The organism is Mitsuokella sp. oral taxon 131 str. W9106 (assembly GCF_000469545.1).
Classification (GTDB): Bacteria; Bacillota; Negativicutes; order Selenomonadales; family Selenomonadaceae; genus AWVT01.
Map to the genome: position 1 here is coordinate 82,744 of NZ_KI273060.1, position 23,534 is coordinate 106,277.

Here is a 23,534-nt window from a genome sequence, read left to right on the forward strand (position 1 = left end):
CTTTCAAAAATGATAAAGCTCTAAAGCCGCATGCATTAAAACTGTCCCTTCCAAACGATTTCGCGGTAACGCGCGGGATCGGTATCGCCCTCCGTTGAGAAGACGAGCACACGCGAATCTCTGTCAAGACCGAGCAATGCGCGCGGCTCCTCGCAGATGTCATCCGTCATCAGAGCCATGAGTGCGGCGAATGAGGCCGCGCCTGATTCACCCGAGGTGATGGGGGGATCTCCCTTGATCGGTGCGGCGAGCATCCGCATCCCGTCTGCCGCCACATCGTCGGAGATGGCAACGAAGAGTTTCACATGGTTCTTTAGGATGTCCCATGAGATGGTGTTTGGCTCGCCGCAGGCAAGACCTGCCATGATGGTCTCCATGGCACCGCCAACCGTGCGTATTTTCCCGTCTCCTGCGAGCGCACCCTCGTAGAGGCAATCCGCCGCCTTTGCCTCTACGACAACGAACGTCGGCGGATTGTCACTCCAAAGATTCGCGTAGAAGCCGATCACTGCGCCTGCAAGCGAGCCGACACCGGCCTGTACAAAGACATGCGTCGGCCGCCCGGCACCCTGCGCCTTGAGCTGCTCTGCGGCCTCCAGCGCCATTGTTCCGTACCCCTGCATGATCCAGCCGGGGATGTCCTCGTAGCCGTCCCAAGACGTGTCCTGCACAATGACGCCACGCGGCGTCGCAGCAGCCTCCTTTGCGGCCTGCCGAACGCAGTCATCGTAATTGAGATCCAGAATATCGACCTTTGCCCCGAGCTTTTGGATGTTCTCGAGGCGCGTCTGCGTCGTCCCCTTCGGCATGTGGACAACGGCGTTTTGTCCGAGCTCCCGCGCCGCCCATGCGACGCCTCGGCCGTGGTTGCCGTCCGTCGCCGTGAAGAACGTCGCTGTGCCGAACGCCTCGCGCAGCTTCTTTGAGGTGAGCACATGGTAAGGCAGATCCGCGATATCCCGGCCCGTTTCCTGCGCGATGTACTGCGCCATTGCATAGGACCCGCCGAGCACCTTGAATGCGTTGAGTCCGAAGCGATAGGACTCATCCTTGACGAAGACATCGCTGAGCCCGAGATACGCCGCCATCTTTGGGAGCCTCGTCAGAGGTGTTGGCCCATACTGAGGGAAACTTTCGTGGAACGTCCGTGCGTGCCGCACCTCATCGAGGGAGAGCAGCGACAGAAACGCATCCTCGGTCTTGGGCATCCGATTCCGTGCCCATACAAAACGCCCGTCCATATCGATATCCTCCTATACCTAAAAATATTTTTGCTAACCAAATAAATAATTTGTTTTTAGTATAGCGCGAAAATAATTATTTTTCAAGAGAAATAAGATGAATTCTTTTGAATCACGTTGCAATCGAGGGATAGGAGGAAAGCATAGGAAGCGCTGCCCTTGGAAGAAAGGAAAAATGCATTCCCTATCGAATGCATTCGTACCAATACCCCCGAAAGCCAGACGCAAAGCGTTTTGGCTTTCGGGGGTATTGGTATGGCAAAATATAGTTTTGACTTAACTCTAGAACATTTCCTTAAAGATGGGACAAAATGGATGAAATCGAAATATCGGTCGGCCGAAGCCCATACCAGTCACAAGAGCGGACGAGCTCTTCCAGGCTTCGCCCACCCCGCTCTGGAATCAGCCCGCCCGCAACCGCAAGCGCGGAAAGTATCGCTTCAGGCTTTTTTCCCGCCGCGCGCAGTTCGCGCACGGTCAGCCCTTTTTGGCGCTTGGAAAGGCGGTTTCCATCGGCATCGACGAGCATGGGGATGTGTGCATACGCGGGCGGCGTGCCGCCGAGCGTCTGGATCAGCCAAATCTGCGCAGGCGTCTGCGCGAGGAGGTCGCGGCCGCGCACGACGTGCGTGATGCCCATCTCCATATCGTCGACGGAAACGGCGAGCGGATAGGCGTACAGCCCATCGGCGCGGCGCACGCGAAAGTCGCCGACCGCGCGGGCGAGATCGACTTCCTGCGTGCCGCAGACCATATCGGCAAAGGCGATTTTTTCCGCTGGCACGTGAACGCGCCATGATGGCGTGCGCACCGCGCTTGCCGCCGCCCGCTCCTTCTCGTGCATCCGATAGCAATGCCCGTCGTAGACTGCCGTCTCGCCTGCGTGCGGCGCGCCGACGCCCATGAGCCGCGCGCGCGTGCAAAAGCAGGGGTATAGGAGTCCTTTCCCTGCGAGCCGCTCGACCGCATCTTGGTAGTGCGCGTAGCGCTCCTGCTGCGTATACGGCGCATAGGCGCCGCCAACCTCCGGTCCCTCGTCCCATGTGAGGCCGAGCCACCTGAGATCGCGGCAAATCGCACGCTTGTACTCCGCATGGCTTCGCGCCTCATCGATGTCCTCGATGCGCAGCACGAGCTGCCCTCCCATTTGACGCACCAAGAGCCAAGCGAGAAAAGCCGTCCAGACATTGCCGAGGTGCATGTACCCCGTCGGGCTCGGCGCAAAACGCCCGCGCATCATACGCCCTCCGTGCGAAATGCCGTACGGTCCTCGTAGGCGTAGCTGACGTCAACGCCCTTCATATAGATGCCCTCCTCCATTTGGTCCGTGCGTGCCCCCGTTTCGCAATGCGTTCTTCCTCCCGCGCAAGCGCCACGGCATCTGCAAGGTTGGGTTTGTCCTCCAGCATGGGTTCGCTCCGTTTTGATTCCCGATGAAAAAAGACTGCCTTCCCTTGCGGCAGGCAGCCTGTTCCATTTCTTCCCATTACTCGCTCTTCTGATCCATGACCGCCATCGACGCGACGGTATCGCCTTTTGCCGTCGTCATGAGCTTGACGCCCTGCGTGTTGCGGCTGATGCGCGAGATGTCGCCGATATTCGTACGGATGACGATGCCCTCCGTCGTGATGAGCATGAGTTCCTGATCCGGCCGTACGACACGCAGGCCGACTACGTCGCCGGTCTTATCCGTGACCTTGAGGTTGATGATGCCCTTGCCGCCGCGCGTCTGCGTGCGGTACTCATCCCGCTGCGTGCGCTTGCCGTAGCCTTCTGCCGTGACGGTCAGCACATCGGCATTCGGCATGAGCGTGTCCATCGCGATGACTTCGTCGCCGTCGCTCAGACGGATGCCTCTCACGCCGCGTCCCTGACGGCCGATCGCGCGCACGTCGTCCTCGGGGAAGAGGATCGCCATGCCCCACTTCGTGCCCAGGATGACATCGTGATTGCCGTTCGTGAAGCGAACGCCGATGAGTTCGTCGTCGTCATCGAGATGGATGGCGTTGAGCCCGCCCTTGTGGAGGTTCTTGAACTCGATGAGGCTCGTCTTCTTCACGACGCCCTTCTTCGTCGCCATGAAGAGGTAGTTATCGGGCTGGAAGCCTTTGACCTGAATGATGGCCGTGATGCTCTCATCCGCTTGAAGCGGGAGGAGGTTGATGATCGCCGTCCCCTTCGCCGCACGGCTCGCCTCGGCGATCTCATACGCCTTGAGGTGGTAGACGCGTCCGCGATTCGTGAAGAATAGGATCGTGTGGTGTGTCGTCGTGATGAGCATGTTTTCGACGAAGTCGGTTTCCTTCGTGCCCATGCCCTTGACGCCCTTGCCGCCACGGTTCTGCCTGCGGTACGTATCGAGCGGGATGCGCTTGATGTAGTTATTGTGCGTCATCGTGACGACGACGTCTTCCTCGGCGATGAGGTCTTCGACGTCGATCTCCGACGTATCGACCGTCAGACGCGTGCGGCGCGCATCGCCATATTTTTCCTTGACCGCGGCCAGCTCTTCCTTGATGATGCCGAGAATGCGCGACTCGTCGGCGAGGATTGCCTTGTACTCCTCGATTGCCGTTAGAACCTCTTGGTACTCCTTCTCAATCTTCTCGCGCTCGAGACCCGTGAGGCGCTGGAGACGGAGGTCGAGAATGGCCTGTGCCTGCTTCTCGGAAAGCTTGAATCCCGCCATGAGCGCTTCGCGCGCGATATCTGCCGTGCGGCTCTCGCGGATCGTCGTGATGACGGCGTCGAGATGGTCGAGCGCAATGGTGAGGCCTTCCAAGATATGCGCGCGCGCCTCGGCTTTTGCGAGCTCGTAGCGCGTGCGCCGCGTGATGACATCTTCCTGATGGCGGATGTAGTAGTGAAGGACCTGCTTCAGGTTGAGCACCTGCGGCTTGCCGTCGACGAGCGCGAGCATGATGACGCCGAAGCTGTCCTGGAGCTGCGTGTGCTTGTACAGCTGGTTCAAAATGACGCTTGCATTTGCGTCGCGCCGCAGGTCGATGACGATGCGCATGCCGCCGCGGTCGGACTCGTCGTTGAGCGCCGTGATGCCCTCGATCTGCTTGTCGCGTACGAGATCGGCGATCTTCTCGACGAGACGCGCCTTGTTGACCTGATACGGAAGCTCCGTGACGATGATGCGCGGCTTTCCGTTTGAAAGCGTCTCGATATGGGCGTTCGCGCGCATCTTGATGACGCCGCGCCCCGTCGTATACGCCTGCCGGATGCCCTCGCTGCCGAGGATAAGGCCTGCCGTCGGGAAGTCCGGTCCCTTGATGATGCCCATGAGATCCTCGACCGTCGCTGCGGGATTGTCGATGAGCATGAGCGTCCCGTCGATGACCTCGCACATATTGTGCGGCGGGATGTTCGTCGCCATGCCGACGGCGATGCCCGCCGTGCCGTTGACGAGGAGCTGCGGGAACTTCGCCGGGAGCACCGTCGGCTCCTTCAGGGACTCATCGTAGTTTGGCGCGAATTCGACCGTGTCCTTGTCGATATCCTGGAGCATGAGCTCCGCGACTTTCGACATGCGGACCTCGGTGTAGCGCATTGCAGCGGCGGGGTCGCCGTCGACCGAGCCAAAGTTGCCGTGCCCGTCCGCGAGCATGTAGCGCATGGAGAAGTCCTGCGCCATGCGGACGATGGCGTCGTAGACGGAGCTGTCGCCGTGCGGGTGGTATTTTCCCAAGACTTCGCCGACGATACGCGCCGACTTCTTATAGGGCTTCGTCGAGCCCATTCCCGCTTCCTGCATCGCGTAAAGGATGCGTCGATGTACGGGCTTTAGTCCGTCGCGCACATCGGGAAGCGCACGCGCAACAATGACGCTCATCGCATAGTCAATATACGAATTGCGCATCTCGTGCTCGAGATTGACCGGCACGACTTTTCCCTGACCAAAATCCACAATCTCACCTCAAAATATTCGATACCGATTGATGCAATGCCCTATTATACCACGTTGTAATCGGAAAAGTCCATACGGATAGAGCATTATAAAACAAATGTTCGTAATAATTTCCAACAAAATGATTGAACCCATCGATTGGGATTTTCATTTTGTGCTATAATATCTATGCGATTCATGATCGATAAACGACTTGACGACATCATCACAGACTGCTAAGGAGGCACACTATGGCCGTAATTTACAAGGTACATCGTTATGTCAGTCTCATCTGTGCGCTCTTTTTCCTTTTGCTCGTCCTGACGGGGCTTTTGCTTCTCTTCCGCCATGAAATCAACGCATGGAATACCACGAACCTCCCGGCACGCAGCGGGCCGATGGAAATGGATGCCATATGGAGCGCACTCCCTGCGGGGATGGATGCCGTCGCTGCGTCAGCGCCAGGCAAACGGATCCGAGCCGTGACACCAGATCCGTCCGACGGCACGCTCTACTTCCGCGTGGAAAATCTTTCGGGCGGGAAAAAGGAACGCGCCCACATGCGCATGGGCGGCGAGCAGATCCTGTACGACGTGCGAAGCAAAACGACATTCAACCGAACGAAGCGAACGTATCGGATTCCCATGCTTCAGACGCTCCTGCACGAAGCGCACCTCCTGCACGTGCAGATGAAGATGGGCAGTGCTGGGCGCGACTTTCTCGCCGCGATGTGCGTGCTCACCCTCGTTTCCATCCTCACCGGGCTTTGGCTCTATGCCCCGATGATGAAAACACTGCCCTTCGGCAGGCGGCGAAGCAATTCCACGCGTCTTTTAGTCTCCGACTGGCATAAGATTGTTTCCGTGATCACATGCGCATGGGCATTCCTGCTGACACTGAGCGGCATCCTCATCGTCTGCTACGCGATGGGAAACGCCCAGTATCATCGCGATGCGCCCCGTGTTGCCGCCAGTGCACTTGCGAAGCAGGCCGCTATCGCGGAGGGAGCGCACGCCCAATGCACGCCGGCGGAATCCCTTTCCATCATCCGCGGGAACTTTCCAGGAAAGACGGTGATCTCGATGGAGCTTCCCAAGGACGAATCTGCCCCCTACGTATTTTACCTGGCCGATCCCCCTGCCAAGGCGACGAACTTCATGCTAGGCGAAATGGCTTTCCTGCCCCAAACGAAAAACGCTGTTCCCGTGTTCGTCCCAGCGCCTTTCTGGATGCACTTCGCGCCCTTTTTCCTGAACCTGCATATCCATAGCCATGACCTCTTCGCCGAAAAGCTCGTCTGGGCGCTGCTGATTTTGGGAACAGCCGCCATGACGGCGACGGGCGCATGGCTATACGCCACGCGCTGGCGCCGCTGGCAGAACCAAGTTCGCCCGCAGCGTGCCCTTGCAGCTCGCGCTGCGGCAAGAAAGACCTCGCCTTGGCGCGAGATCATCTGGTTCACGGCATGGACGTTTCTCATGCTCGTGCCGCCCCTATACGGCGGCGCCGGCGACATGGCGGGGCTTGCCGCAAGCCTCATCCTGCTCTTTTCCGCCGCCTATTGCATCCGAAACGAATCGTGATATCAGCAAGCGGCTTGACACAGGAAGCGAGGAAACATTCTTTTGTCTGATTCTGAAATGCGCATTCTTTACGTACTCACCGACCTCATCGCACCGCTCGTCGCCGGCTATTTCATCCATCAGCGCAAATGGATTTCCGATGCGATGATGAACCGCGTCATCCGCTTCAATATCATCGTCATTTACACGCTGTTGTCGCTGCTGAGCTTTTGGGTGCTCAAGATCGACTGGGAACTCGCGCTCGTGCCGCTTTTCGGCTTTTTCCTCATTCTCTTTCCCGGCGCAGTCGGACAGATCTTCTTTGCGCGTCATTATCCGAATCCCCTCGACCGCGGCGCATACCTCGTGAGCGCCATGCTCGCAAACATCGGCACGCTCGGCGGCGTCTGCGCCTTCATCCTATACAGCGAGCAGGGGTTCGCGTACTCGCAGATCATCGGGACGTGCCAGAACGTCGCGCTCGTGCTGCTCATCTTCCCGCTCTCGCAGTATTTTTATTTGAAAGCCACCGGCAGCACGCGGAAAAGCTCGCCCCTTCGCGATTTCTGCAACCTTTTTTTCAGTTGGAATCAGATCTGCCTCTTGGGCATGGCAGCAGGCATCTATCTCAACCTGCACGGCATCGAACGCCCGGATTTTCTCACGCCTGCGTTCGTTTGGCTCGTCCACGTCAGCGCGTGGTTTGCGATGCTTCCCGTCGGCTACCTCATCGATTTCCGTCACGCGCGCCCCTACATTCTCGCGACGAAGAGCCTCTACTTCATCCGCTTCGTCGTCACGCCTGCCGCGACGTGCCTGCTCGCCTATTTCGCCTTTGACAGTGCCACCATCCAAAATTCCATGCTGATCTTCGCCTCGTGTCCGACCGCCATCAACGCGGTCATCGCCGCACGTCTCTACAAGCTCAACATCGACCTTCCCGTCGCGTCCTTCCTCGCGACGACGGCGCTCTACCTCGTTCTCTTCTTCCCGGTTTTGTTCTTCGTCCTGCACACTTAAAAATAGGGTATCCCCTTTCTCCTGATTGGTCTTGCAATCGCGTCATTTTCCTCTATAATAAGGACGAATAAGAGCAAAATACGATTTTCAACGAAAGGAGAGTTCCCTTGAAAATCCCCCTTCGCCATTATCTCTCGCTGCTGGGCATCACGACGGCGGCATTTGTGTTCAATACGTCGGAGTTCATGCCGATCGCACTGCTCACGGACATTGCGGGATCGTTTTCCATGACGACAGCCGAGACGGGCGGCATGATCACGATTTATGCCTGGGTCGTCGCGGTGCTCTCGCTCCCGCTCATGCTGCTGACCTGCCGCATGGAGCTGAAGCGGCTCATGCTGCTCGTCGTCGCCGTGTTCAGCGTCGGGCAGCTTCTCTCCGGGATTGCCACGAGCTACCCCATGCTGCTTGCGGCGCGCATCGTGGTCGCCTGCGCGCACGCCATCTTCTGGTCGATTGCCGCCCCGCTCGCCGCGCAGCTCGTGACGCACGAGCACCGGCCGATGGCGCTCGGCATGATCGTCACGGGCAGCTCGGTCGCCATGATTTTCGGGCTGCCGATCGGACGCATGATCGGACTGTACGCCGGCTGGCGCATGACGTTCCTCATCATTGCGGGCATAGCCCTTGCCGCCCTCCTCTATCTCGCCTATATGCTTCCGCAGCGCAAACAGGATAAGCCTTTTTCCGCCCATGACCTGCCGCAGCTTTTGCGGAATCCTGCCCTTTCCTGCATCTACGTCATGACGGCGCTCTTCGCGACGGCGTATTTCACCGCGTACAGCTACATCGAGCCATTCCTGCACGAGATTGCTTCGTTCTCGCCGACCCTGATCACGGTCGCGCTCATGGCAATCGGCGCGTGCGGCATCCTCGCGAGCCTCCTGTTCACACATGGCTACGGCAGGCATCGCTTTTTGCTCCTGCGTTTTGTCCTTCCCTGCGTCTTTGCGGCGCTTCTTCTCTTTCAGGCTGCTTCGATTTCCATGTTCACGATGCTCCTGCTCTGCATGTTTGTCGGCATGGTCGCGACACTCTACAACATTCTGTTCCAAGCGGAGCTCCTCGGACTCGTCATGGGCCCAGGATCTACCGTTGCCATGTCCATCTACTCCGGCATTTTCAACATCGGCATCGGCAGCGGCACGTGGATCGGCTCGCTCGCCGCAGGCCATGGGCACCTCGCCCATATCGGCTACATCGGCGCGGCGATTGCCGCCATCACCGTCTTTTTCTGCTGGCACATCTACCTGCCGACCATTCAGGGAAAGCGGTATTAGACGCCATCCGAAAAAGCTCCCGCACGCAGGCGGGAGCTTTTCATTTCAAAATTTCCGCATAGATGTATCCTTCGCGCACGCCGGAATCGCTGTAAGTAATTTCCTTTGCATGGAACCATCCTGCCAGCACGTCGGCAATGACGAGCCCTGGCATGACGGTGTGCATGCGCTCCGGCACGTTTTTCATGAGGAGGACGGTCATGTCCATCGTGAGAACGCCCGCAAAGGAGAAATAGCGGATCATCTCTTCGATCGTTTCGACGGCCAGGTGCGTGCTCGCCGCCTCCTGATGGAACATCGCGCTGCAGAGCGCGGACGCTCCCTTGAACGTGCCGCCGATGCCGACGAGAGACGTCTCACGGATCGAAACGAACGCCTCCTCCGACCGAATGATCCGCTCCACCTCTTCCCGCATGACAGCGATCTCTTTTGCCGTCGGCAGGAGTGCCTTTACATGATTCGCATAGAGCGCAAGCGAGCCGATCGGCAGGCTGGTCTTCGTCAAGATCGCACGGTTCTTGAATGCGACAAGCTCCGTGCTCGCACCGCCGATGTCGATGATGACTCCCGAATCCTCTTTCAATCCATGCACGGCGCCGATGAAATCGTACTCCGCCTCTTCGTCGCCCGTGATGATGCGGATGGATAGGCCCGTGCGCCGCTCGATCTCGCCGACGGCTTCCGCGCTGTTCCTGGCATTCCGAAGCGCCGCCGTCGTAAAGGCGACGACGTTCTCGATGCCGAACGGCAGCAGGAAAGCGCGAAACCCATTGACGATTTCGACGGTGCGGTCGATGCCGCTCTGCTGCATGATGCCGTCCTTGAGATGGGCGGCGAGCCCGACGGCGTGCTTTTTTTTCATGAGCATTTCGGCGCGGCCGCCCTCTATGCGGTAAATGGCCATGCGTACGGTGTTCGAACCAATGTCAATCAAAGCGTAGAGCATCGTATGTCCTCACCGTTTGAGCCCGCTTCCCGTCATGGGGAGAACGACGCGATAGTTGTCGGGCTTCCCATCGGCAAATATCCTGCGCGCGCCGGCAAGCGCGGCGGCAGACGTCATCTCGACGTAGACGCCACGCCGCCCAAGCTCCTTTTTTGCCGTCAGGATATCCTTGTCCTCGACGGTGATGACATCGCCGCCCGACGATTTGAGCGCGCGGACCATATCATCGAGCCGCTTCGGCGCTTCAATGCGGATCGCCTCGGCAATCGTCGTCTTTCGCGGGCCTGCCGGAAGACCGTAAAATGCCTCGTAGAGCGGCGCACATTTCGAGGACTGCACGGCAATGAGGCGCGGCAGGCGGCCGATTTCCATAAAGCCGAGGAAGAGTCCGATAAGCATGGTGCCGTTTCCAACGGGCATGATGACGTAGTCGGGGATATGCCCATCAAGCTGATGGCACATCTCGTGCGCCATGGACTTGATGCCTTCGAAAAAAAGCGGATTGTAGACGTGCGACGCATAGTAGGCATCGCCGAGATTCGCCTTGACAGCAGCGCATACATGCATGCGTCCATTCATGACCTTGACGATTTTCGCACCATACGCTTCGATCTGCGCAACGACTTCAGACGAGGCATCGTCCGGCACGTAGACCGTGCAGTCCATCCCCGCTGCTGCCGCATACGCCGCGACAGACGCGCCTGCGTTGCCCGACGAGTCAAGCGCGATCTTTTGGATGCCGAGATGCGCGAGCTCATTGATGAGCGTATAGGCTCCACGATCCTTGAACGACCCCGTCGGCTGCAGGTTTTCCAGTTTCAGCAGGAGATCGAGCCCATCGATCCGGATCGGAAGAAGCGGTGTCTCGCGCTCGCCCAGCGTGATCTCCTTTGCGATTTCATCCGCAGCGTCCTTATGAAGATGAAACATGCCACCACATTTGCAGCGATAGGAATGGCTGTTGAGCGGATATTGCTTCTTGCATGTTTCACAATAAAAATACATGGGAAATCCTCCTTTGGCAACATGATTTACGAAAAAAAATTCCATTCGTGAAATAAAAGGATCGATTCCATACGGAACAAAACGATACCGTTCTTCTTTATTTGTATTTATTCGTCGAAAAGAGGCTTTTTTCCTGTTTCAATAACACAGGAACTTCAATCAAAATGCGAACTGAATACGAAATCCGTATATCCTTTTGATCTACAAGCATGCTGGGACGTGCTTGAAAATCGATGCGTTTTACAGTATGATGAAACCCATCAGGCAATGAACCCATACGTTTATCCATCGAATCGCCAAAAGATGCATAAGGAACGGACAAGCAGATTCCAGCACGAATAGCCGCCTGAAAACAGGCGGCTATTCGGATTCGATCCTCCGTGCCTCTCTCTATGCATTCAGCGAACGTGCATAAGGCTCGCCTGCTCGCGAAGGCGTGCGATGCGTTTTTCCGTCTCAGGATGCGTGCTGAAAAGATTCGCGATCGTCTGCCCCGCACCAGAGAACGGATTGATGATGTACATGTGCGCTGTCGCAGGCCTTGCCTCCGGCATCGGCGCGGCATTCCTTGCGTAGTACTCGATCTTTTCCAGCGCGTCCGCGAGGTAGTTGGGATTGCCGCAGATCGTGCCGCCGTCCTTGTCCGCCTCGTACTCGCGCGAGCGCGAGATCGCCATCTGGATGAGCATCGCCGCAATCGGTGCGAGGATGACCATGAGAAGCCCCGCAATCGGATTGCTGCCCTCTCCATTCTCATCGCGGTTTCCGCCGAAGAATGCGAAGAACTGCGCCGCGTAGGTGATGACGCTTGCCATCATCGCCGCGATCGTCGATGTCAGGATGTCGCGGTTCTTGACATGGGAAAGCTCATGCGCGAGCACGCCCGACAGCTCGTTGTAGTCGAGCACGCGCATGATGCCCGTCGTGACGGCGACGGCGGCATTCGACGGATTGCGTCCTGTTGCAAACGCATTCGGCACGTCCTCGTCGATGATGCAGACTTTCGGCATGGGGAGGTTCGCGCGCACCGCGAGATTCTCGACGAGCTGATAGAGCTGCGGCGCCTCCTCGCGCGTGATCTCACGCGCGCCCGACGTCCGGAGCACGATCGAGTCGCTGAACCAATAGGTGAAGAAATTCATGCCGAGCGATAGGACGAGCATCGCCATGAGCCCCGTCCTGCCGCCGAGCATCGCACCGAAGAACATCATGATTGCCGCAAGCAGCACCATGAGCATGAGTGTCTTTAGATTGTTCATGAAAAACCCTCCTTAAGATTTTTTATGATGATGGATAACGTATCCTACGCCGAGCACGAGCAAGACGAACAATACCTTCAGATGGATCGCGTACGCCGCGATATGCGCGCCGATTCCTTTGTCCGCAGCCATGAGAGACGCTGCCGTCCAGCCGAGGATCGCGGCGCCGCCATAGATCAGCGCGGGCATTTTCAAGATGAGCATGAGGAAAAACTGCGCACCGAAAAGCACGATGGGAACCGAGATGAGCAGCCCGCATACGATAAGGCTCCACTTGCCGTCTGGAACGGTGTTCGCGACACCCGCAAGCGAGAGGATATTGTCGATGCTCATGATGAAGTCCGCAATGAGAATCGTGCGGACCGCCGCACCGAGCGATGTCGGCGCATGCTTTCCCCTCTCCCCAGCGTGGTCCCTGTGATCGGTGACGAGCTTGACTGCGATGCATAGAAGCGCCAAGCCACCGATGAACTCGATGTACGGCAGGGACAGGACGCCCGTCGCAAAGAGCGTGCAGGCGATGCGTATGCCGACCGCACCGAGCCCGCCGATGAGAATCGCCTTCTTGCGGCTCCCGTGTGGCAGATTCTTGCACGCGAGCGCAATCAGGATCGCGTTGTCTCCTGAAAGCAGGAGGTCGAGAATCACGATTCCAGTAAACGCAGCAAACCATTCGGGCGAAAACATGCCAGCCAAAAAAGGATCCATTTTCACTCTCCTAACCAATGAACTTGCATTCGAAATTCCCGACGGGTACAGAAAAAGCCCTGCTCAATTCGCACGCAAAAGGAACGAATCGAGCAGGGTCTTGCTTGCTCAGCGCCGACCAAACCGGGACGATGCCGTATTGACGGGAATTGGTCGTTCAGCTACTCCCCCTGTCGGAAGTCTTGCTATAGAGACAGGATACCATGGAAATGGATATTTGGCAAGTTTTTTTCATCAGATATCGAGATTGCGGACGAGTTTCGCGTTTTCCTCAATGAACTGGCGGCGCGGCTCGACCTTGTCGCCCATTAAAATGGTAAAGAGCTCGTCAGCTTCTTCGGCGTCTTCCATATCGACGCGAAGCATCGTGCGCCCTTCTGGATCCATCGTCGTCTCCCAAAGCTGCTCAGGGTTCATCTCGCCAAGCCCTTTGTAGCGCTGGACGGTGATGCTGTCGCGGCCGACTTCTTCGAGCTTCTTCGCGAGCTCATCGTCGCTGTAGGTGTACCAGTGCTTCTTTCCCTTGCGGATCTGATAGAGCGGCGGCTGCGCGATGAATACGTGGCCGTGCTCGATGAGCGGCTTCATATAGCGGTAGAGGAACGTGAGGAGAAGCGTGCGGATATGCGCGCCGTCTACATCGGCATCGGTCATGATGATGATCTTGCCGTAACGGCGTTTTGCGAGGTCGAAATCGTCGCTGATGCCCGTGCCGAACGCCGTGATCATCGTGCGGATCTCGGCATTGGCGAAGATCCTGTCGAGACGCGCCTTTTCGACGTTCAGGATCTTGCCGCGCAGCGGGAGGATCGCCTGAAAGCGGCGGTCGCGTCCCTGCTTTGCCGATCCGCCTGCGCTGTCGCCCTCGACAAGGTAGATCTCGGCCTGCTCGGGATCCTTGATGGAGCAGTCGGCGAGCTTTCCGGGAAGGCTCGACACCTCCAGCGCGTTCTTGCGGCGCGTGAGCTCGCGCGCCTTGCGCGCCGCCTCTCTCGCGCGCTGTGCCATGATCGCCTTTTCGATGATGCGCTTCGTGATGACGGGGTTTTCCTCGAAGTACTCGGATAGCCCCTCCGTCACGATGGAGTCGACGATGCCGCGCACTTCGGAGTTTCCGAGCTTCGTCTTCGTCTGCCCTTCGAACTGCGGCTCGCGGATCTTGAGGCTGATGACGCAAGTGAGCCCCTCGCGCACATCGTCTCCAGAGAGATTTCCGTCCTTTTCCTTCAGGATGCCCTGCCTGCGCGCAAAATCGTTTGCCGCGCGCGTGAGTGCGAGCTTGAAGCCCGCTAGGTGCGTGCCGCCTTCCTCGGTATGGATGTTGTTGACGAAGGCGTAAATGTTCTCCTGATAGCTGTCATTGTACTGCAGGGCGATCTCGACGACGGTATCGCCTTTGACGCCGTTGAAGTAAATCGGCTTGGGATTGAGTTTTTCTTTCTTGCGGTTGAGGTGCTCGACGAACGAGCTGATGCCGCCCTCGAAGTGAAACGTCTCGCTCTTGCCGCCCTCCCGCGCGTCTGAGAGCATGATCGTGATGCCGTGGTTGAGGAACGCGAGCTCGCGCAGGCGGTGGCGAAGCGTGTCATAGCTGTACTTCGTGACGGTGAAAATCGAAGGATCGGGCACGAAGTGGACACGCGTGCCCGTCGCCTCCGAGTCGCCGACGATGGTCAGCGGCTTCTTCGTCATGCCGCGCGCAAAAGAGATTTCATAGATCTTGCCGTCGCGCCGCACTTCGACGTCCATGGAGGTCGAAAGCGCATTGACGACGGAGACGCCAACGCCGTGCAGGCCGCCCGACACCTTGTAGCCGTCGCCACCGAACTTTCCGCCTGCGTGCAGGACAGTGAGCACGACCTCGACGGCAGGCTTGCCGCTCTCGTGCATATCGACGGGAATGCCGCGCCCGTTATCGACGACGGTAATGCTGTCGTCCGCTTCGATCGTGACTTCGATATGGTCGCAGTATCCCGCGAGCGCCTCGTCGATGCTGTTGTCGACGACCTCGTAGACGAGGTGGTGCAGGCCGCGCTCGGACGTGCTGCCGATATACATGCCGGGACGCTTGCGTACGGCTTCGAGCCCTTCGAGAATCTGAATCTGCTCCGCGCCGTAGTCCGCCTCGACAGCCGTGACCTCCGCCGCAGACTCGTCACGGTTGATCTCGACGCCCGCGAGGTCAAGGTCGGCGTCCGTGAGGTCTTCCTGCGGCTCTTTTTGCACGTCCTGTTCGGTAAGGTCAATGGACTTCTTCTCGTTGTCGTTTGCCATAAATCTCCTTGCTCCCATTCTGTTCCGTCTTGCCATCCATGAAGTGCGCAAAAGGCGCATCCTTTCTATCCCTTGTCCCACGCAAGCCGCGTGCGGTTCGCAAGCGTCGTCGCGGAGAGAATCGAAAGATATGCAAGATCTGCTGTCAGGACGAGCGATTTCGGCTCATCCTCCCCGCCCGTCACATCGACGATCTTCTTTTTTTCCTTGAGCCGGCCGAAATAATCGATTCCGTCTCCCGCGGCAAAAAGCGTGTAGTCGTGTATGGCGATGACGTCCTTCGTGCGGACGGAAACGCCGCTTCCCAAATGGAGAAACATCGTATCACCCGTTTCGCTTCCTGCCGAGCGGAATGATCGCATATCGCTTCGGCGCCTTGTAATCTTTCGGCCGGTGAAGGTCGAAGCGCAGCCTGTACAGCGTGCGCCGCACGGCATCCTCGGTCAGCTCGTCGGGCGGCAGGCACGCATAGAGCATGACGAGCGTCTTTGCTGAAAGGCTCGTATCGTCTTCGAGCTTGACTTCTGCCGCGAGCTGCTGGACGAGAAGCGCACGCGCCTCATTGACGAGCTTTGGCGTGCATTCCGGCACGAATGCCCGCACGTCTTTGCAGCGCGCCCACGGCATGTCGCGCAGGACACTGCGGACGGCGGCGCGAATCGCTGCCCGTTTCTTCCTGCGGCACGCAAAGCAAAGGCATTCTTCGGACTCGATGCGCGCGCCGCAGGAAGGACAGTCATGCCACCCGTCCTCCTGCCGCAATGCCTCCATCTGTTTGTGCTTCCTGTAGAGGCACCGGACCGCCGCCTGCAAATCTTCATCTTCCACGACGCGGCAGGAGCTGCGCACCGCTTCCATCGTCTCCGCGGAAAGGCTGATGTGGGCGCGGGCGCGTCCGATGTCGCGTTCTTTCGCTTCGCGCGCGGAGCATTCAGCTCGTTCTTCCTGCGCCTGAAACGACCGCGAAAACTGAATCTCTTTGACCATCTCGCCGCCCGCAAAGCGATTGACCTCGCCGATGACCTGCGGCATCATCATGCGCATCTCGTTTGCCCAAACGGAGTCTGGCGTGTAGAGGCGCAAGACCCGATTGCGGATGGACAGCGGCCGCACGTGGCGCGCGACCGCCTCGCCGACGATTTCCTGCCAATGCCACATGACCCAGTGCGCATAGTATTCCGTTTCCTGTTTTCTGCCGAGCGCGTGGATTGCTTTTGGGAGGATGGATTTTGCCATCTCCAGTCCCGGCGTGCGTTTTGCCATAAGCTCCCCTTTACGGCTCCCTTATCCTGCCGTCATGGACTTCGTAATAGGTGCCGATGCGCTCCTTGGGAAAATAAGCCGCATCGGTCGCCGTGATGATCGTCTGGATGCGCTCGCGGCGCAGAAATGCGAGCAGTGCATGGCGGCGCTGCTCGTCAAGCTCGCTCATGACGTCGTCGAGGAGGAGCACGGGGTACTCGCCCGTCTCGGAGCGCAGGAAGTCGAGCTCGGCGAGCTTCAGCGCGAGCACGCCTGTGCGCTGCTGTCCCTGCGAGCCGAATGTGCGCAGGTTGACGCCGTTGACGGACAGCACGAGATCGTCATGATGCGGGCCGACGCCCGTCGCGCCGCGCTGCACGTCGGCTTCGCGCATGGACTTGAGCATTTTATTATACCACGCAGCAAGCCCATTTGTCACGTGATCTTCCTCCATGCCTTTCACTTCGTAGTGGACGGCGAGGCTTTCCGCCTGCCCGGTCATACGCCGCTGCATGAGCTTGGCAAGCATATTGAGCTTCTTGACCGCCTCGCGCCGCTTCGTGACGATCACCTCCGCGCTTGCGGCGAGCTGCGCATCCCAAAAGGAGAGCATGTCCGCCTTCTCGCGGCGCTCGCGGATGCGCTTCAGGAGCACGTTGCGCTGCACGACGATCTTGCCGTACCGCACGAGCTCGCGATAGTAAGAGGGACTTGCCTGCGAAAGCTCGCCGTCCAAAAAACGCCGGCGGCCGGCCGGCGCTCCTTTGATGAGAAAGAGATCCTCAGGGGAAAACAGGACGGCATGGAACGTGCCGATGAGCTCCTTCGTGCGGATCGCCTGCCCGTTCAGCAGGATGCGCCGTCTCGTTTCACGCGATAGCTGCACCGCAATCTGATTTTCGGCATCGAGGCGTGTAAAAGCGAGCCGAAACGCGCCTGCTGGCGCGTCCCATCGGATGAGATCGGCATCGCGCTGCGTGCGGTGCGAGTGGCCTAGAGAGGCATAGAAAGCCGCCTCGATGATATTCGTCTTTCCCTGCGCATTCGCGCCGAGCAGGACATTGATTTCGGGAGAGAGCGCAAGATCCAGTTCCTGATAGTTCCGATAATTTCTGAGTTGAAGCGATCGAACGAACATAGCATCAGTCTTTCCTGCAGGCGACCTTCCACGCGCCAAGGCCTTCGATCTCGATGATGTCGCCATCGGAAAGCTTCCTTCTGCGCGCCGTCTCAGCCTCGCCGTTGTGCCTGATGCGCCCCGCTTCGATGAGTGGCTTTACCGCGCCGCCGGACGGCAGGATGCCTGCCCATTTCAGGAAGTGATCGAGCTGGATCGTTTCGGTTTCAATGGCAATCGTTTCGATTTTCATGTTTCATGCGCCTTTCTCCTCATTCAATGCTGCGTCCGAACGGGTGTCACGATGTAGATGAAGGACTCGTCCTCCGCTTCGCGCACGGCAATCGGTGTCAGCGGCTGGCCGAGATCGATGCGGCACGATTTCGTCTCGATCGTCTTGAGCACATCGATGATGTACTGCGCATTGAATGCGATCGTGATATCTGGGCCTTCGATCTCGGCGACGATCGTCTCCTCTGCCTTGCCGATGTCGGGATTATGGGACGTGATGTGCAGCAAGTTGTTTGCAAATTCGAGCTTGATGACATTGTATTCGCCTGCGCGCGAGATGAGCGAAACGCGGTCTACCGCACCGGAAAATGCGGCGGTATCAAGCCGGACGTGCGTATCGAACGAAGCCGGAATCACGCGGTTGTAGTCGGGGAACTGCCCTTCGATGAGACGCGAGGTCATGAAGAAATGGTCGAACTGGAAGCTGATGCGGTTGTAGGAGCACGTGACCGTGACATCGGTCGGAAGCTCCGACGTCATGTTGTGCAGGAGTTCCGAAAGCGTACGCGAAGGCACGATGATCTTGATCTTGCCGATGCGCTGCTCGAACATCTCGTATTTGACAGCGAGGCGATGCGTGTTCGTCGCCGCCATCGTGAGCTTCGTCTCCTGAATATCGAGGGAACAGCCGGTGAACACGGGGCGTCCTTCGTCGGTCGCGCAGGCGAATACGGTCTTCTTGATGAGCGAGCGGAGCACGTTGTCCTTGACTGTGAATTTCAGATCGCCGTCGAGTTCTTTGACCGTCGGGAATTCTGCGGGGTTCATCGAAACGAGCGTGAAGTTGGATTGGTTCGACTGGATGTGCAGGATGCTCTCCTCCCGATTGAAGGAGAGCTTGACGTTATCTCCGGGCAGCCTGCGGATTACTTCGCCGAAGTAACGTCCCGAAATGGCGATTTCGCCTGCTTCTTCGACATCCGCGACGATTCGGACGATGATGCCGATTTCGTAATTGGTTGCCTGAAGTTCTAAGAGACCTTCGCTCGCCTTTAGGTAAATCCCGGAGAGAATGGGCGTCTGCGGCTTGACGGCAACGGCTTTCGAGACGATCTGAAGGGCAGATGCGAGCTCGCTCTTGAGGCATTGGATTTTCATGGCATGATCCTTTCTTATTGGACAGGGTTTTTATGATGAGACGATAAATAAAATAGAAATAGCCGTTGTAGTAGTAGGGGCTGGGGATAAGTGGATAAGTGGCAGAAGGTGCCTCTTGGATTGCATGCCGCATGTGGATAAGCGGTTCGCAGTACGAGGGAAGGTTATCCACACGATCCACAGGGAAGAGTTTCTGCGATGTTTATCCACAACGTATCGACAGGAATTCCAGTTGGCCGTCCACAATCTTATCGACATGGATTTGCGCCGATCCCTGCGAATGGCAGTATCGTCCGCTCCTCAGATTTTCTGTATCCCTTCGATGAGGTCGGCGATGATCTTGCCGATCTTTGCGTCGGTTTCCTTTTCCGATGCGATTTTGTCATACGCGTGGATCACGGTCGTATGGTCCCTGCCACCGAAGAATTTTCCGATCTGCGGCAGGGACGTATCCGTGAGCTCGCGGCAGAGGTACATCGCGATCTGACGCGGGAGCGCGATCTCGCGTGTGCGCTTTTTTGATTGCAGCGCATCGATGCGTATCTTGAAATACTGTGCGACGACTTCCTGGATGACGTCCAACGTGATTTCCTTTGCTGCGCGATTCGGAAAGACGTCTTTGAGAGCCTCGGAAACGACTTCCGTCGTGATTTCCTGCCGCGTCAGCGAAGCGTAGGCGACGACGCGCGTGAGTGCGCCTTCGAGCTCGCGGATGTTGGTATCGATGCGGCTCGCGATGAAGACCATGACGTCGTTCGGCACGTCGACGCCATCGAGGATGGCCTTGTTCTTGAGGATGGCGATGCGCGTTTCGAGATCCGGCGCCTGGATGTCGGTGATGAGGCCGCCCTCGAAGCGGGAGCGCAGGCGGTCTTCGAGCTTCTGCACCTCGCGCGGCGGACGGTCGGACGAAATGATGATCTGTTTGTCGGCGACGTGGAGCGCGTTGAACGTGTTGAAGAACTCTTCCTGCGTACTGACCTTCCCGGAAATGAACTGGATATCGTCGACCATGAGCACGTCGATCGTGCGGTATTTCTGGCGGAACATTTCCGGGCGTCCTTCTTGGATGGCGCGGATGATCTCATTGGTGAACTGTTCGCTCGAAACGTAGAGCACGCGCATGTCGGGGTGCGTTTCAAGCACGGCATTGCCGATGGCGTGCATGAGGTGCGTCTTGCCGAGCCCGACGCCGCCGTACATAAAAAAAGGGTTGTACGCCTTGCCTGGATCTTTCGCGACGGCCATAGCGGCAGCATGGGCGAATCGGTTGGAGCCGCCTGTCACGAATGTATCGAAGGTGTACTTTGGGTTGAGCGAGGAACGGTCTCCCGGTGCGACGAGGTGCATTTCCTTCGTGCCTGCGCTTCTCCCAGAAGGCGTGTCGGCGAAGAGACTGCCCTGCCCTGGATCGGCTTTTTTCGCGCGCGTCGTCTGCGCGGGGGGCTGTGGCTTAGCACCTGCGGTTTCGTCCGGATCCGCTTCCTGCGTGCTGCGAATCTCAAAGCCAGTGAAGCCCTTAAGTGTCTTTTTGGCAGCGGCTTCCAAAATCAGACGGTACTTCGTGAGCACCCAGTCGCGCCCCATGTCGCTGGGGATCGTGAGGACGAGCGTTCCGCTTTCAAAGGAGAGCGGCTTTATCGGCTGGACCCACATGAGGGCAGAACCCGATAGTTCCCTTTTGATTTCCGTATAAATCTGTTCCCAGGCAGCTTGAAGCTGTGTCTGCTCCATAGAACATGTTCCTTTCCTTCCAACCCAGAAAGCGAAAACTGGATTTCATAAGTGAATAAAATTATCCACAAAACTATACACACGTGTGGATAACATGAAAAAAGCCGAAGGCAGGGCGTCGCACGACGGCAAAAAAACGATTCCGCAGAGAATTGATTCTAGTGTATCAAAATCGGGACGAGTTATCAACAGATTTCACATTAAGAAGGTGTAAAAAAGGGCGAGTTGTCCACAGATTCTTTGGGGAAAACGCGGAAAATCGCATGGAAATGCCTTGACATGGAAAGGACGAATACGCTATAATTTTGCAAGATTCGTGGATAGCGAAGACGACGACAAGGAGGTGGGATCGAATGAAGCAGACGTATCAACCGAACAATCACTGGAGAAAGAAGACGCACGGTTTCCGTGCACGCATGAAGACGAAGGGCGGCCGCCTTGTGCTGCGGAGAAGGCGCCAGCGCGGCAGAAAGAGGCTTTCGGCATAAGACGAGCAAGGTCACTTCGGTGGCCTTTTCCTGTTTTTATGCGAAGGTGGCCGTTGATTTTGCGATGGATCAGAAGGGTGTAGCGGGTGCTTAGATTACCGAAAGTACGCATCATCAAAAAGCGGCCGGATTTTCAGCATGTCTATCATGCGGGACGATCTATGGCGTGCCGCTACTTCGTCCTATACGTCATGGAAACGGAGGAGCATGCGGGAAAAGTCGGCTTTGCCGCAGGTAAGAAGCTCGGCTGCGCCGTCGTCCGCAACCGCGTCAAGCGGCTTCTTCGCGAGTGCTATCGCCTCCATCAGGAGGAGCTTCGGGAAGGCGTTGCGATTCTGCTCGTCGGCCGCAAGGCGATGACGACTGCGAAGCGCGATGTGGTCGAACGCGCCTATTTGGCGCTCGGCAGGAAGATGGGCATCTTCTCATGAAGACGATCTTCTTGGCGGCCATTCGCTTTTACCGCGCCTTTCTCTCGCCGATGTTTCCGCCGTCATGCCGCTACGTGCCGACGTGTTCGGCGTACGCGCTGGAGGCAATCACGCGCTACGGCGCACGGCGCGGCGGCTGGCTCGCGCTCAAGCGAATCTGCCGCTGCCATCCGTTTCACAAGGGAGGCTATGACCCCGTGCCGTGAAACGTTCCCGTATTCTCGAGGAAACGTGGATTTGATTTTGAACGCTATTTTTGCACGATGAACCCTATCAGTAGTTAAGGACGTGAGACTTTGCAGTTTTTCAGTTCCCTCCTCTCGCCGATTGAGGATATCCTGCACTTCGTTTTGCAGGCGCTCTACACAATCACAAGCGCAGTCGGGCTCGACAGCTACGGCGCGGCGATCGTCCTCTTGACGATTCTCATCAAGATGATCCTCTACCCGCTGACCGTCAAGCAGGTCAGATCGATGAAGGCGATGCAGGAGCTGTCGCCGAAGATGAAAAAGATACAGGAGAAGTACAAGGACAACCCGAAGGTGCTTCAGCAGAAGATCGGCGCGCTCTACAAGGAGTCGGGGGTAAACCCGCTCGCGGGCTGCCTGCCGCTCCTCGTGCAGATGCCGATCCTCATGGGCATGTACTACGCGCTCTACAACTTTACCTACCCGTCGCCTGAGGCAGCGCAGTTCCTTTGGCTGCCGACGATGTCCGAGCCGGATCCGCTCTACATCCTGCCGGTCCTATCCGCACTGACGACATTCCTGCAGCAGAAGCAGACGACGACCGAGATGAACGGTCAGATGAAGATCATGATGACGGTCATGCCGCTCTTCATCGGCTACATCTCGCTTTCGTTTCCGTCCGGCCTCGTCCTGTATTGGGTCACGATGAACCTCGTGCAGATCGGGCAGCAGTGGTGGATGTACCGCAGGGATGACAAAATAGAGGACAAGAAGGAAAAGGAGAAAGCTTGATGGGCAAGGCAGTAGAACGAGAAGCAGCAACCGTTGAGGAAGCGATTCGGGCTGCTTTATCGGAGCTTGGATGCGCGCGGGAAGATGCCGAAATCGACGTCCTTCAGCAGGCAACCGGCGGCTTCTTTGGCTTTTTTTCAAAGCCTGCCCGCGTCCGCGTCACGGAAAAGGAGAAGGCGAGTGTGCCCGCCCCTGCGGCCGCGCCGCAAGAGGTTCCAGTTCCCGCCGATGCAGGTAAGATGGCTCCTGCTTCCGGCTCCTCCCGCGTGCTGGCGGATCCGGAGCGCGATGTGCACGCGGAAAACACGGGCAGCAGAGACTTCCGTGCGCGCATGGAACGCATGGAAATGGAAGAGGGCGAAGGCCATACGAGCTACGAAGCGCGCCTTCTTGCGACGAATGAGCGGGCAGTCAACGGGCCGCTCGCCGACAAGGCAGAGCGCTTCCTGCACGAAATCTTTGAAGCGATGCAGATGGACGTTGCCGTCACGCGCAGTGCTTCATCGGACGGGGTTATCTTCAACCTCTCAGGCGACAATCTCGGCATTCTCATCGGCAAGCATGGGCAGACGCTCGATTCCCTGCAGTACCTTGCGAATCTCGTGGCGAACCGCACGCACGAAGGCGAGCACCTGCACCTCATCCTCGATATCGAGGACTACCGTGCGCGCCGTGAGACGACGCTCATGCGGCTCGCGGGACACCTCGCGGACAAAGCGTGCAGCATCGGACAGGAAATCCACCTTGAGCCGATGACGCGTCACGAGCGCAAGATCATCCACATGGCGCTGCAAGGCAACCGCCGCGTGACGTCCTACAGCGCAGGCGTCGAGCCGCGCCGCTACGTCGTCATCGTGCCGAAGCGGCACCGTCGCCGTGAAGACAGCGACTATGAGCGCGGCGCGTATTGATCGTTGGCAAGAAGCAGCAAAGAAAGCGGTGAAAGGGCTTTCTCCTTTTGGG

22 protein-coding genes are annotated in these 23,534 nt (G+C 57.8%); 8 read left to right on the forward strand and 14 right to left on the reverse strand.

The genetic code is table 11. From position 1 onward, the window contains the following. Nucleotides 1-35: 35 nt before the first annotated feature. The 3 genes from dpaL to gyrA all read right to left on the reverse strand — a co-directional run bounded on the left by dpaL (nt 36) and on the right by gyrA (nt 5,157). A complete protein-coding gene (gene dpaL, locus HMPREF1985_RS06820) occupies nt 36-1,241 on the reverse strand; it encodes a diaminopropionate ammonia-lyase (protein WP_040637340.1) in 1,206 nt (401 codons plus the stop codon). Between the two features lie 295 nt (nt 1,242-1,536). Further along, nucleotides 1,537-2,481 carry a tRNA glutamyl-Q(34) synthetase GluQRS gene (gene gluQRS / locus HMPREF1985_RS06825; RefSeq protein WP_021771812.1) on the reverse strand — a complete coding sequence of 315 codons (945 nt, stop codon included), beginning with the start codon at nt 2,479-2,481 and terminating at the stop codon, nt 1,537-1,539. A 246-nt stretch (nt 2,482-2,727) separates the two neighbouring features. Continuing rightward, nucleotides 2,728-5,157, reverse strand: coding sequence for a DNA gyrase subunit A (gene gyrA / locus HMPREF1985_RS06830; RefSeq protein ID WP_021771814.1), 2,430 nt, complete (start codon nt 5,155-5,157; stop codon nt 2,728-2,730). A 230-nt stretch (nt 5,158-5,387) separates the two neighbouring features. Between gyrA and HMPREF1985_RS06835 the strand changes: the two genes are divergently transcribed. The 3 genes from HMPREF1985_RS06835 to HMPREF1985_RS06845 all read left to right on the forward strand — a co-directional run bounded on the left by HMPREF1985_RS06835 (nt 5,388) and on the right by HMPREF1985_RS06845 (nt 8,998). Next, nucleotides 5,388-6,719 (forward strand): PepSY-associated TM helix domain-containing protein, encoded by a 1,332-nt coding sequence (locus HMPREF1985_RS06835; RefSeq protein WP_021771816.1) that lies wholly within the window; start codon nt 5,388-5,390, stop codon nt 6,717-6,719. Nucleotides 6,720-6,761: 42 nt separating this feature from the next. After that, complete coding sequence (locus HMPREF1985_RS06840; protein ID WP_155943533.1) at nt 6,762-7,718, forward strand: AEC family transporter; 957 nt, start codon at nt 6,762-6,764, stop codon at nt 7,716-7,718. A gap of 107 nt (nt 7,719-7,825) precedes the next feature. Then, nucleotides 7,826-8,998, forward strand: a complete 1,173-nt coding sequence (locus tag HMPREF1985_RS06845) for an MFS transporter (protein ID WP_021771819.1) — start codon at nt 7,826-7,828, stop codon at nt 8,996-8,998. A gap of 40 nt (nt 8,999-9,038) precedes the next feature. On the opposite strand, the gene HMPREF1985_RS06850 is transcribed toward HMPREF1985_RS06845, so the two are convergent. The 11 genes from HMPREF1985_RS06850 to dnaA form a co-directional block, all read right to left on the reverse strand. Further along, the gene (locus tag HMPREF1985_RS06850) at nt 9,039-9,944 is read right to left on the reverse strand and encodes a Ppx/GppA phosphatase family protein (RefSeq protein ID WP_021771820.1); all 906 of its coding nucleotides are present in this window, start codon (nt 9,942-9,944) and stop codon (nt 9,039-9,041) included. A gap of 9 nt (nt 9,945-9,953) precedes the next feature. Then, entirely contained in the window at nt 9,954-10,949 is a 996-nt protein-coding gene (locus HMPREF1985_RS06855) for a pyridoxal-phosphate dependent enzyme (RefSeq protein ID WP_040637343.1), read from the reverse strand. 398 nt (nt 10,950-11,347) lie between these two features. Further along, nucleotides 11,348-12,208 carry a zinc metalloprotease HtpX gene (gene htpX / locus HMPREF1985_RS06860; protein WP_021771823.1) on the reverse strand — a complete coding sequence of 287 codons (861 nt, stop codon included), beginning with the start codon at nt 12,206-12,208 and terminating at the stop codon, nt 11,348-11,350. A gap of 12 nt (nt 12,209-12,220) precedes the next feature. Beyond that, entirely contained in the window at nt 12,221-12,916 is a 696-nt protein-coding gene (locus HMPREF1985_RS06865; protein WP_021771824.1) for a TerC family protein, read from the reverse strand. A 234-nt stretch (nt 12,917-13,150) separates the two neighbouring features. After that, nucleotides 13,151-15,190 carry a DNA topoisomerase (ATP-hydrolyzing) subunit B gene (gyrB, locus tag HMPREF1985_RS06870; RefSeq protein WP_021771826.1) on the reverse strand — a complete coding sequence of 680 codons (2,040 nt, stop codon included), beginning with the start codon at nt 15,188-15,190 and terminating at the stop codon, nt 13,151-13,153. A gap of 65 nt (nt 15,191-15,255) precedes the next feature. Beyond that, a complete protein-coding gene (remB, locus tag HMPREF1985_RS06875) occupies nt 15,256-15,552 on the reverse strand; it encodes an extracellular matrix regulator RemB (protein WP_231385176.1) in 297 nt (98 codons plus the stop codon). After that, nucleotides 15,515-16,453: a DUF721 domain-containing protein gene (locus HMPREF1985_RS06880; RefSeq protein ID WP_021771828.1), complete on the reverse strand. Its 939-nt coding sequence runs from the start codon at nt 16,451-16,453 to the stop codon at nt 15,515-15,517. Before HMPREF1985_RS06880 ends, remB begins: the two co-directional genes overlap by 38 nt. Before the next feature lie 10 nt (nt 16,454-16,463). Next, the gene (recF, locus tag HMPREF1985_RS06885) at nt 16,464-17,570 is read right to left on the reverse strand and encodes a DNA replication/repair protein RecF (protein ID WP_021771829.1); all 1,107 of its coding nucleotides are present in this window, start codon (nt 17,568-17,570) and stop codon (nt 16,464-16,466) included. 4 nt (nt 17,571-17,574) lie between these two features. Next, complete coding sequence (locus tag HMPREF1985_RS06890; protein WP_021771830.1) at nt 17,575-17,802, reverse strand: RNA-binding S4 domain-containing protein; 228 nt, start codon at nt 17,800-17,802, stop codon at nt 17,575-17,577. A gap of 23 nt (nt 17,803-17,825) precedes the next feature. Next, nucleotides 17,826-18,938: a DNA polymerase III subunit beta gene (dnaN, locus tag HMPREF1985_RS06895; protein ID WP_021771831.1), complete on the reverse strand. Its 1,113-nt coding sequence runs from the start codon at nt 18,936-18,938 to the stop codon at nt 17,826-17,828. 300 nt (nt 18,939-19,238) lie between these two features. Then, entirely contained in the window at nt 19,239-20,672 is a 1,434-nt protein-coding gene (gene dnaA / locus HMPREF1985_RS06900; RefSeq protein WP_021771832.1) for a chromosomal replication initiator protein DnaA, read from the reverse strand. 353 nt (nt 20,673-21,025) lie between these two features. Between dnaA and rpmH the strand changes: the two genes are divergently transcribed. The 5 genes from rpmH to jag all read left to right on the forward strand — a co-directional run bounded on the left by rpmH (nt 21,026) and on the right by jag (nt 23,482). Continuing rightward, on the forward strand, nt 21,026-21,160 hold the full coding sequence (gene rpmH / locus HMPREF1985_RS06905; protein WP_021771834.1) for a 50S ribosomal protein L34: 135 nt from the start codon (nt 21,026-21,028) through the stop codon (nt 21,158-21,160). Nucleotides 21,161-21,246: 86 nt separating this feature from the next. Next, on the forward strand, nt 21,247-21,591 hold the full coding sequence (gene rnpA, locus HMPREF1985_RS06910) for a ribonuclease P protein component (RefSeq protein ID WP_040637345.1): 345 nt from the start codon (nt 21,247-21,249) through the stop codon (nt 21,589-21,591). Further along, nucleotides 21,588-21,797, forward strand: a complete 210-nt coding sequence (yidD, locus tag HMPREF1985_RS06915; RefSeq protein WP_021771836.1) for a membrane protein insertion efficiency factor YidD — start codon at nt 21,588-21,590, stop codon at nt 21,795-21,797. Before rnpA ends, yidD begins: the two co-directional genes overlap by 4 nt. 90 nt (nt 21,798-21,887) lie before the next feature. Continuing rightward, the gene (locus HMPREF1985_RS06920) at nt 21,888-22,571 is read left to right on the forward strand and encodes a YidC/Oxa1 family membrane protein insertase (RefSeq protein WP_021771837.1); all 684 of its coding nucleotides are present in this window, start codon (nt 21,888-21,890) and stop codon (nt 22,569-22,571) included. Then, nucleotides 22,571-23,482 carry an RNA-binding cell elongation regulator Jag/EloR gene (gene jag / locus HMPREF1985_RS06925; RefSeq protein WP_021771838.1) on the forward strand — a complete coding sequence of 304 codons (912 nt, stop codon included), beginning with the start codon at nt 22,571-22,573 and terminating at the stop codon, nt 23,480-23,482. The genes HMPREF1985_RS06920 and jag overlap by 1 nt, the downstream gene beginning before the upstream one ends. Nucleotides 23,483-23,534: the final 52 nt, after the last annotated feature.

Coding starts and splice junctions, on each gene's coding strand:
- dpaL (WP_040637340.1), bottom strand. CDS start 1,241: ATGGACGGGCGTTTTGTATGGGCACGGAATCGGATGCCCAAGACCGAG.
- gluQRS (WP_021771812.1), bottom strand. CDS start 2,481: ATGATGCGCGGGCGTTTTGCGCCGAGCCCGACGGGGTACATGCACCTC.
- HMPREF1985_RS06835 (WP_021771816.1), top strand. CDS start 5,388: ATGGCCGTAATTTACAAGGTACATCGTTATGTCAGTCTCATCTGTGCG.
- HMPREF1985_RS06850 (WP_021771820.1), bottom strand. CDS start 9,944: ATGCTCTACGCTTTGATTGACATTGGTTCGAACACCGTACGCATGGCC.
- HMPREF1985_RS06855 (WP_040637343.1), bottom strand. CDS start 10,949: ATGTATTTTTATTGTGAAACATGCAAGAAGCAATATCCGCTCAACAGC.
- htpX (WP_021771823.1), bottom strand. CDS start 12,208: ATGAACAATCTAAAGACACTCATGCTCATGGTGCTGCTTGCGGCAATC.
- HMPREF1985_RS06865 (WP_021771824.1), bottom strand. CDS start 12,916: ATGGATCCTTTTTTGGCTGGCATGTTTTCGCCCGAATGGTTTGCTGCG.
- gyrB (WP_021771826.1), bottom strand. CDS start 15,190: ATGGCAAACGACAACGAGAAGAAGTCCATTGACCTTACCGAACAGGAC.
- remB (WP_231385176.1), bottom strand. CDS start 15,552: ATGCGATCATTCCGCTCGGCAGGAAGCGAAACGGGTGATACGATGTTT.
- HMPREF1985_RS06880 (WP_021771828.1), bottom strand. CDS start 16,453: ATGGCAAAACGCACGCCGGGACTGGAGATGGCAAAATCCATCCTCCCA.
- recF (WP_021771829.1), bottom strand. CDS start 17,570: ATGTTCGTTCGATCGCTTCAACTCAGAAATTATCGGAACTATCAGGAA.
- HMPREF1985_RS06890 (WP_021771830.1), bottom strand. CDS start 17,802: ATGAAAATCGAAACGATTGCCATTGAAACCGAAACGATCCAGCTCGAT.
- dnaN (WP_021771831.1), bottom strand. CDS start 18,938: ATGAAAATCCAATGCCTCAAGAGCGAGCTCGCATCTGCCCTTCAGATC.
- dnaA (WP_021771832.1), bottom strand. CDS start 20,672: ATGGAGCAGACACAGCTTCAAGCTGCCTGGGAACAGATTTATACGGAA.
- rpmH (WP_021771834.1), top strand. CDS start 21,026: ATGAAGCAGACGTATCAACCGAACAATCACTGGAGAAAGAAGACGCAC.
- yidD (WP_021771836.1), top strand. CDS start 21,588: ATGAAGACGATCTTCTTGGCGGCCATTCGCTTTTACCGCGCCTTTCTC.
- jag (WP_021771838.1), top strand. CDS start 22,571: ATGGGCAAGGCAGTAGAACGAGAAGCAGCAACCGTTGAGGAAGCGATT.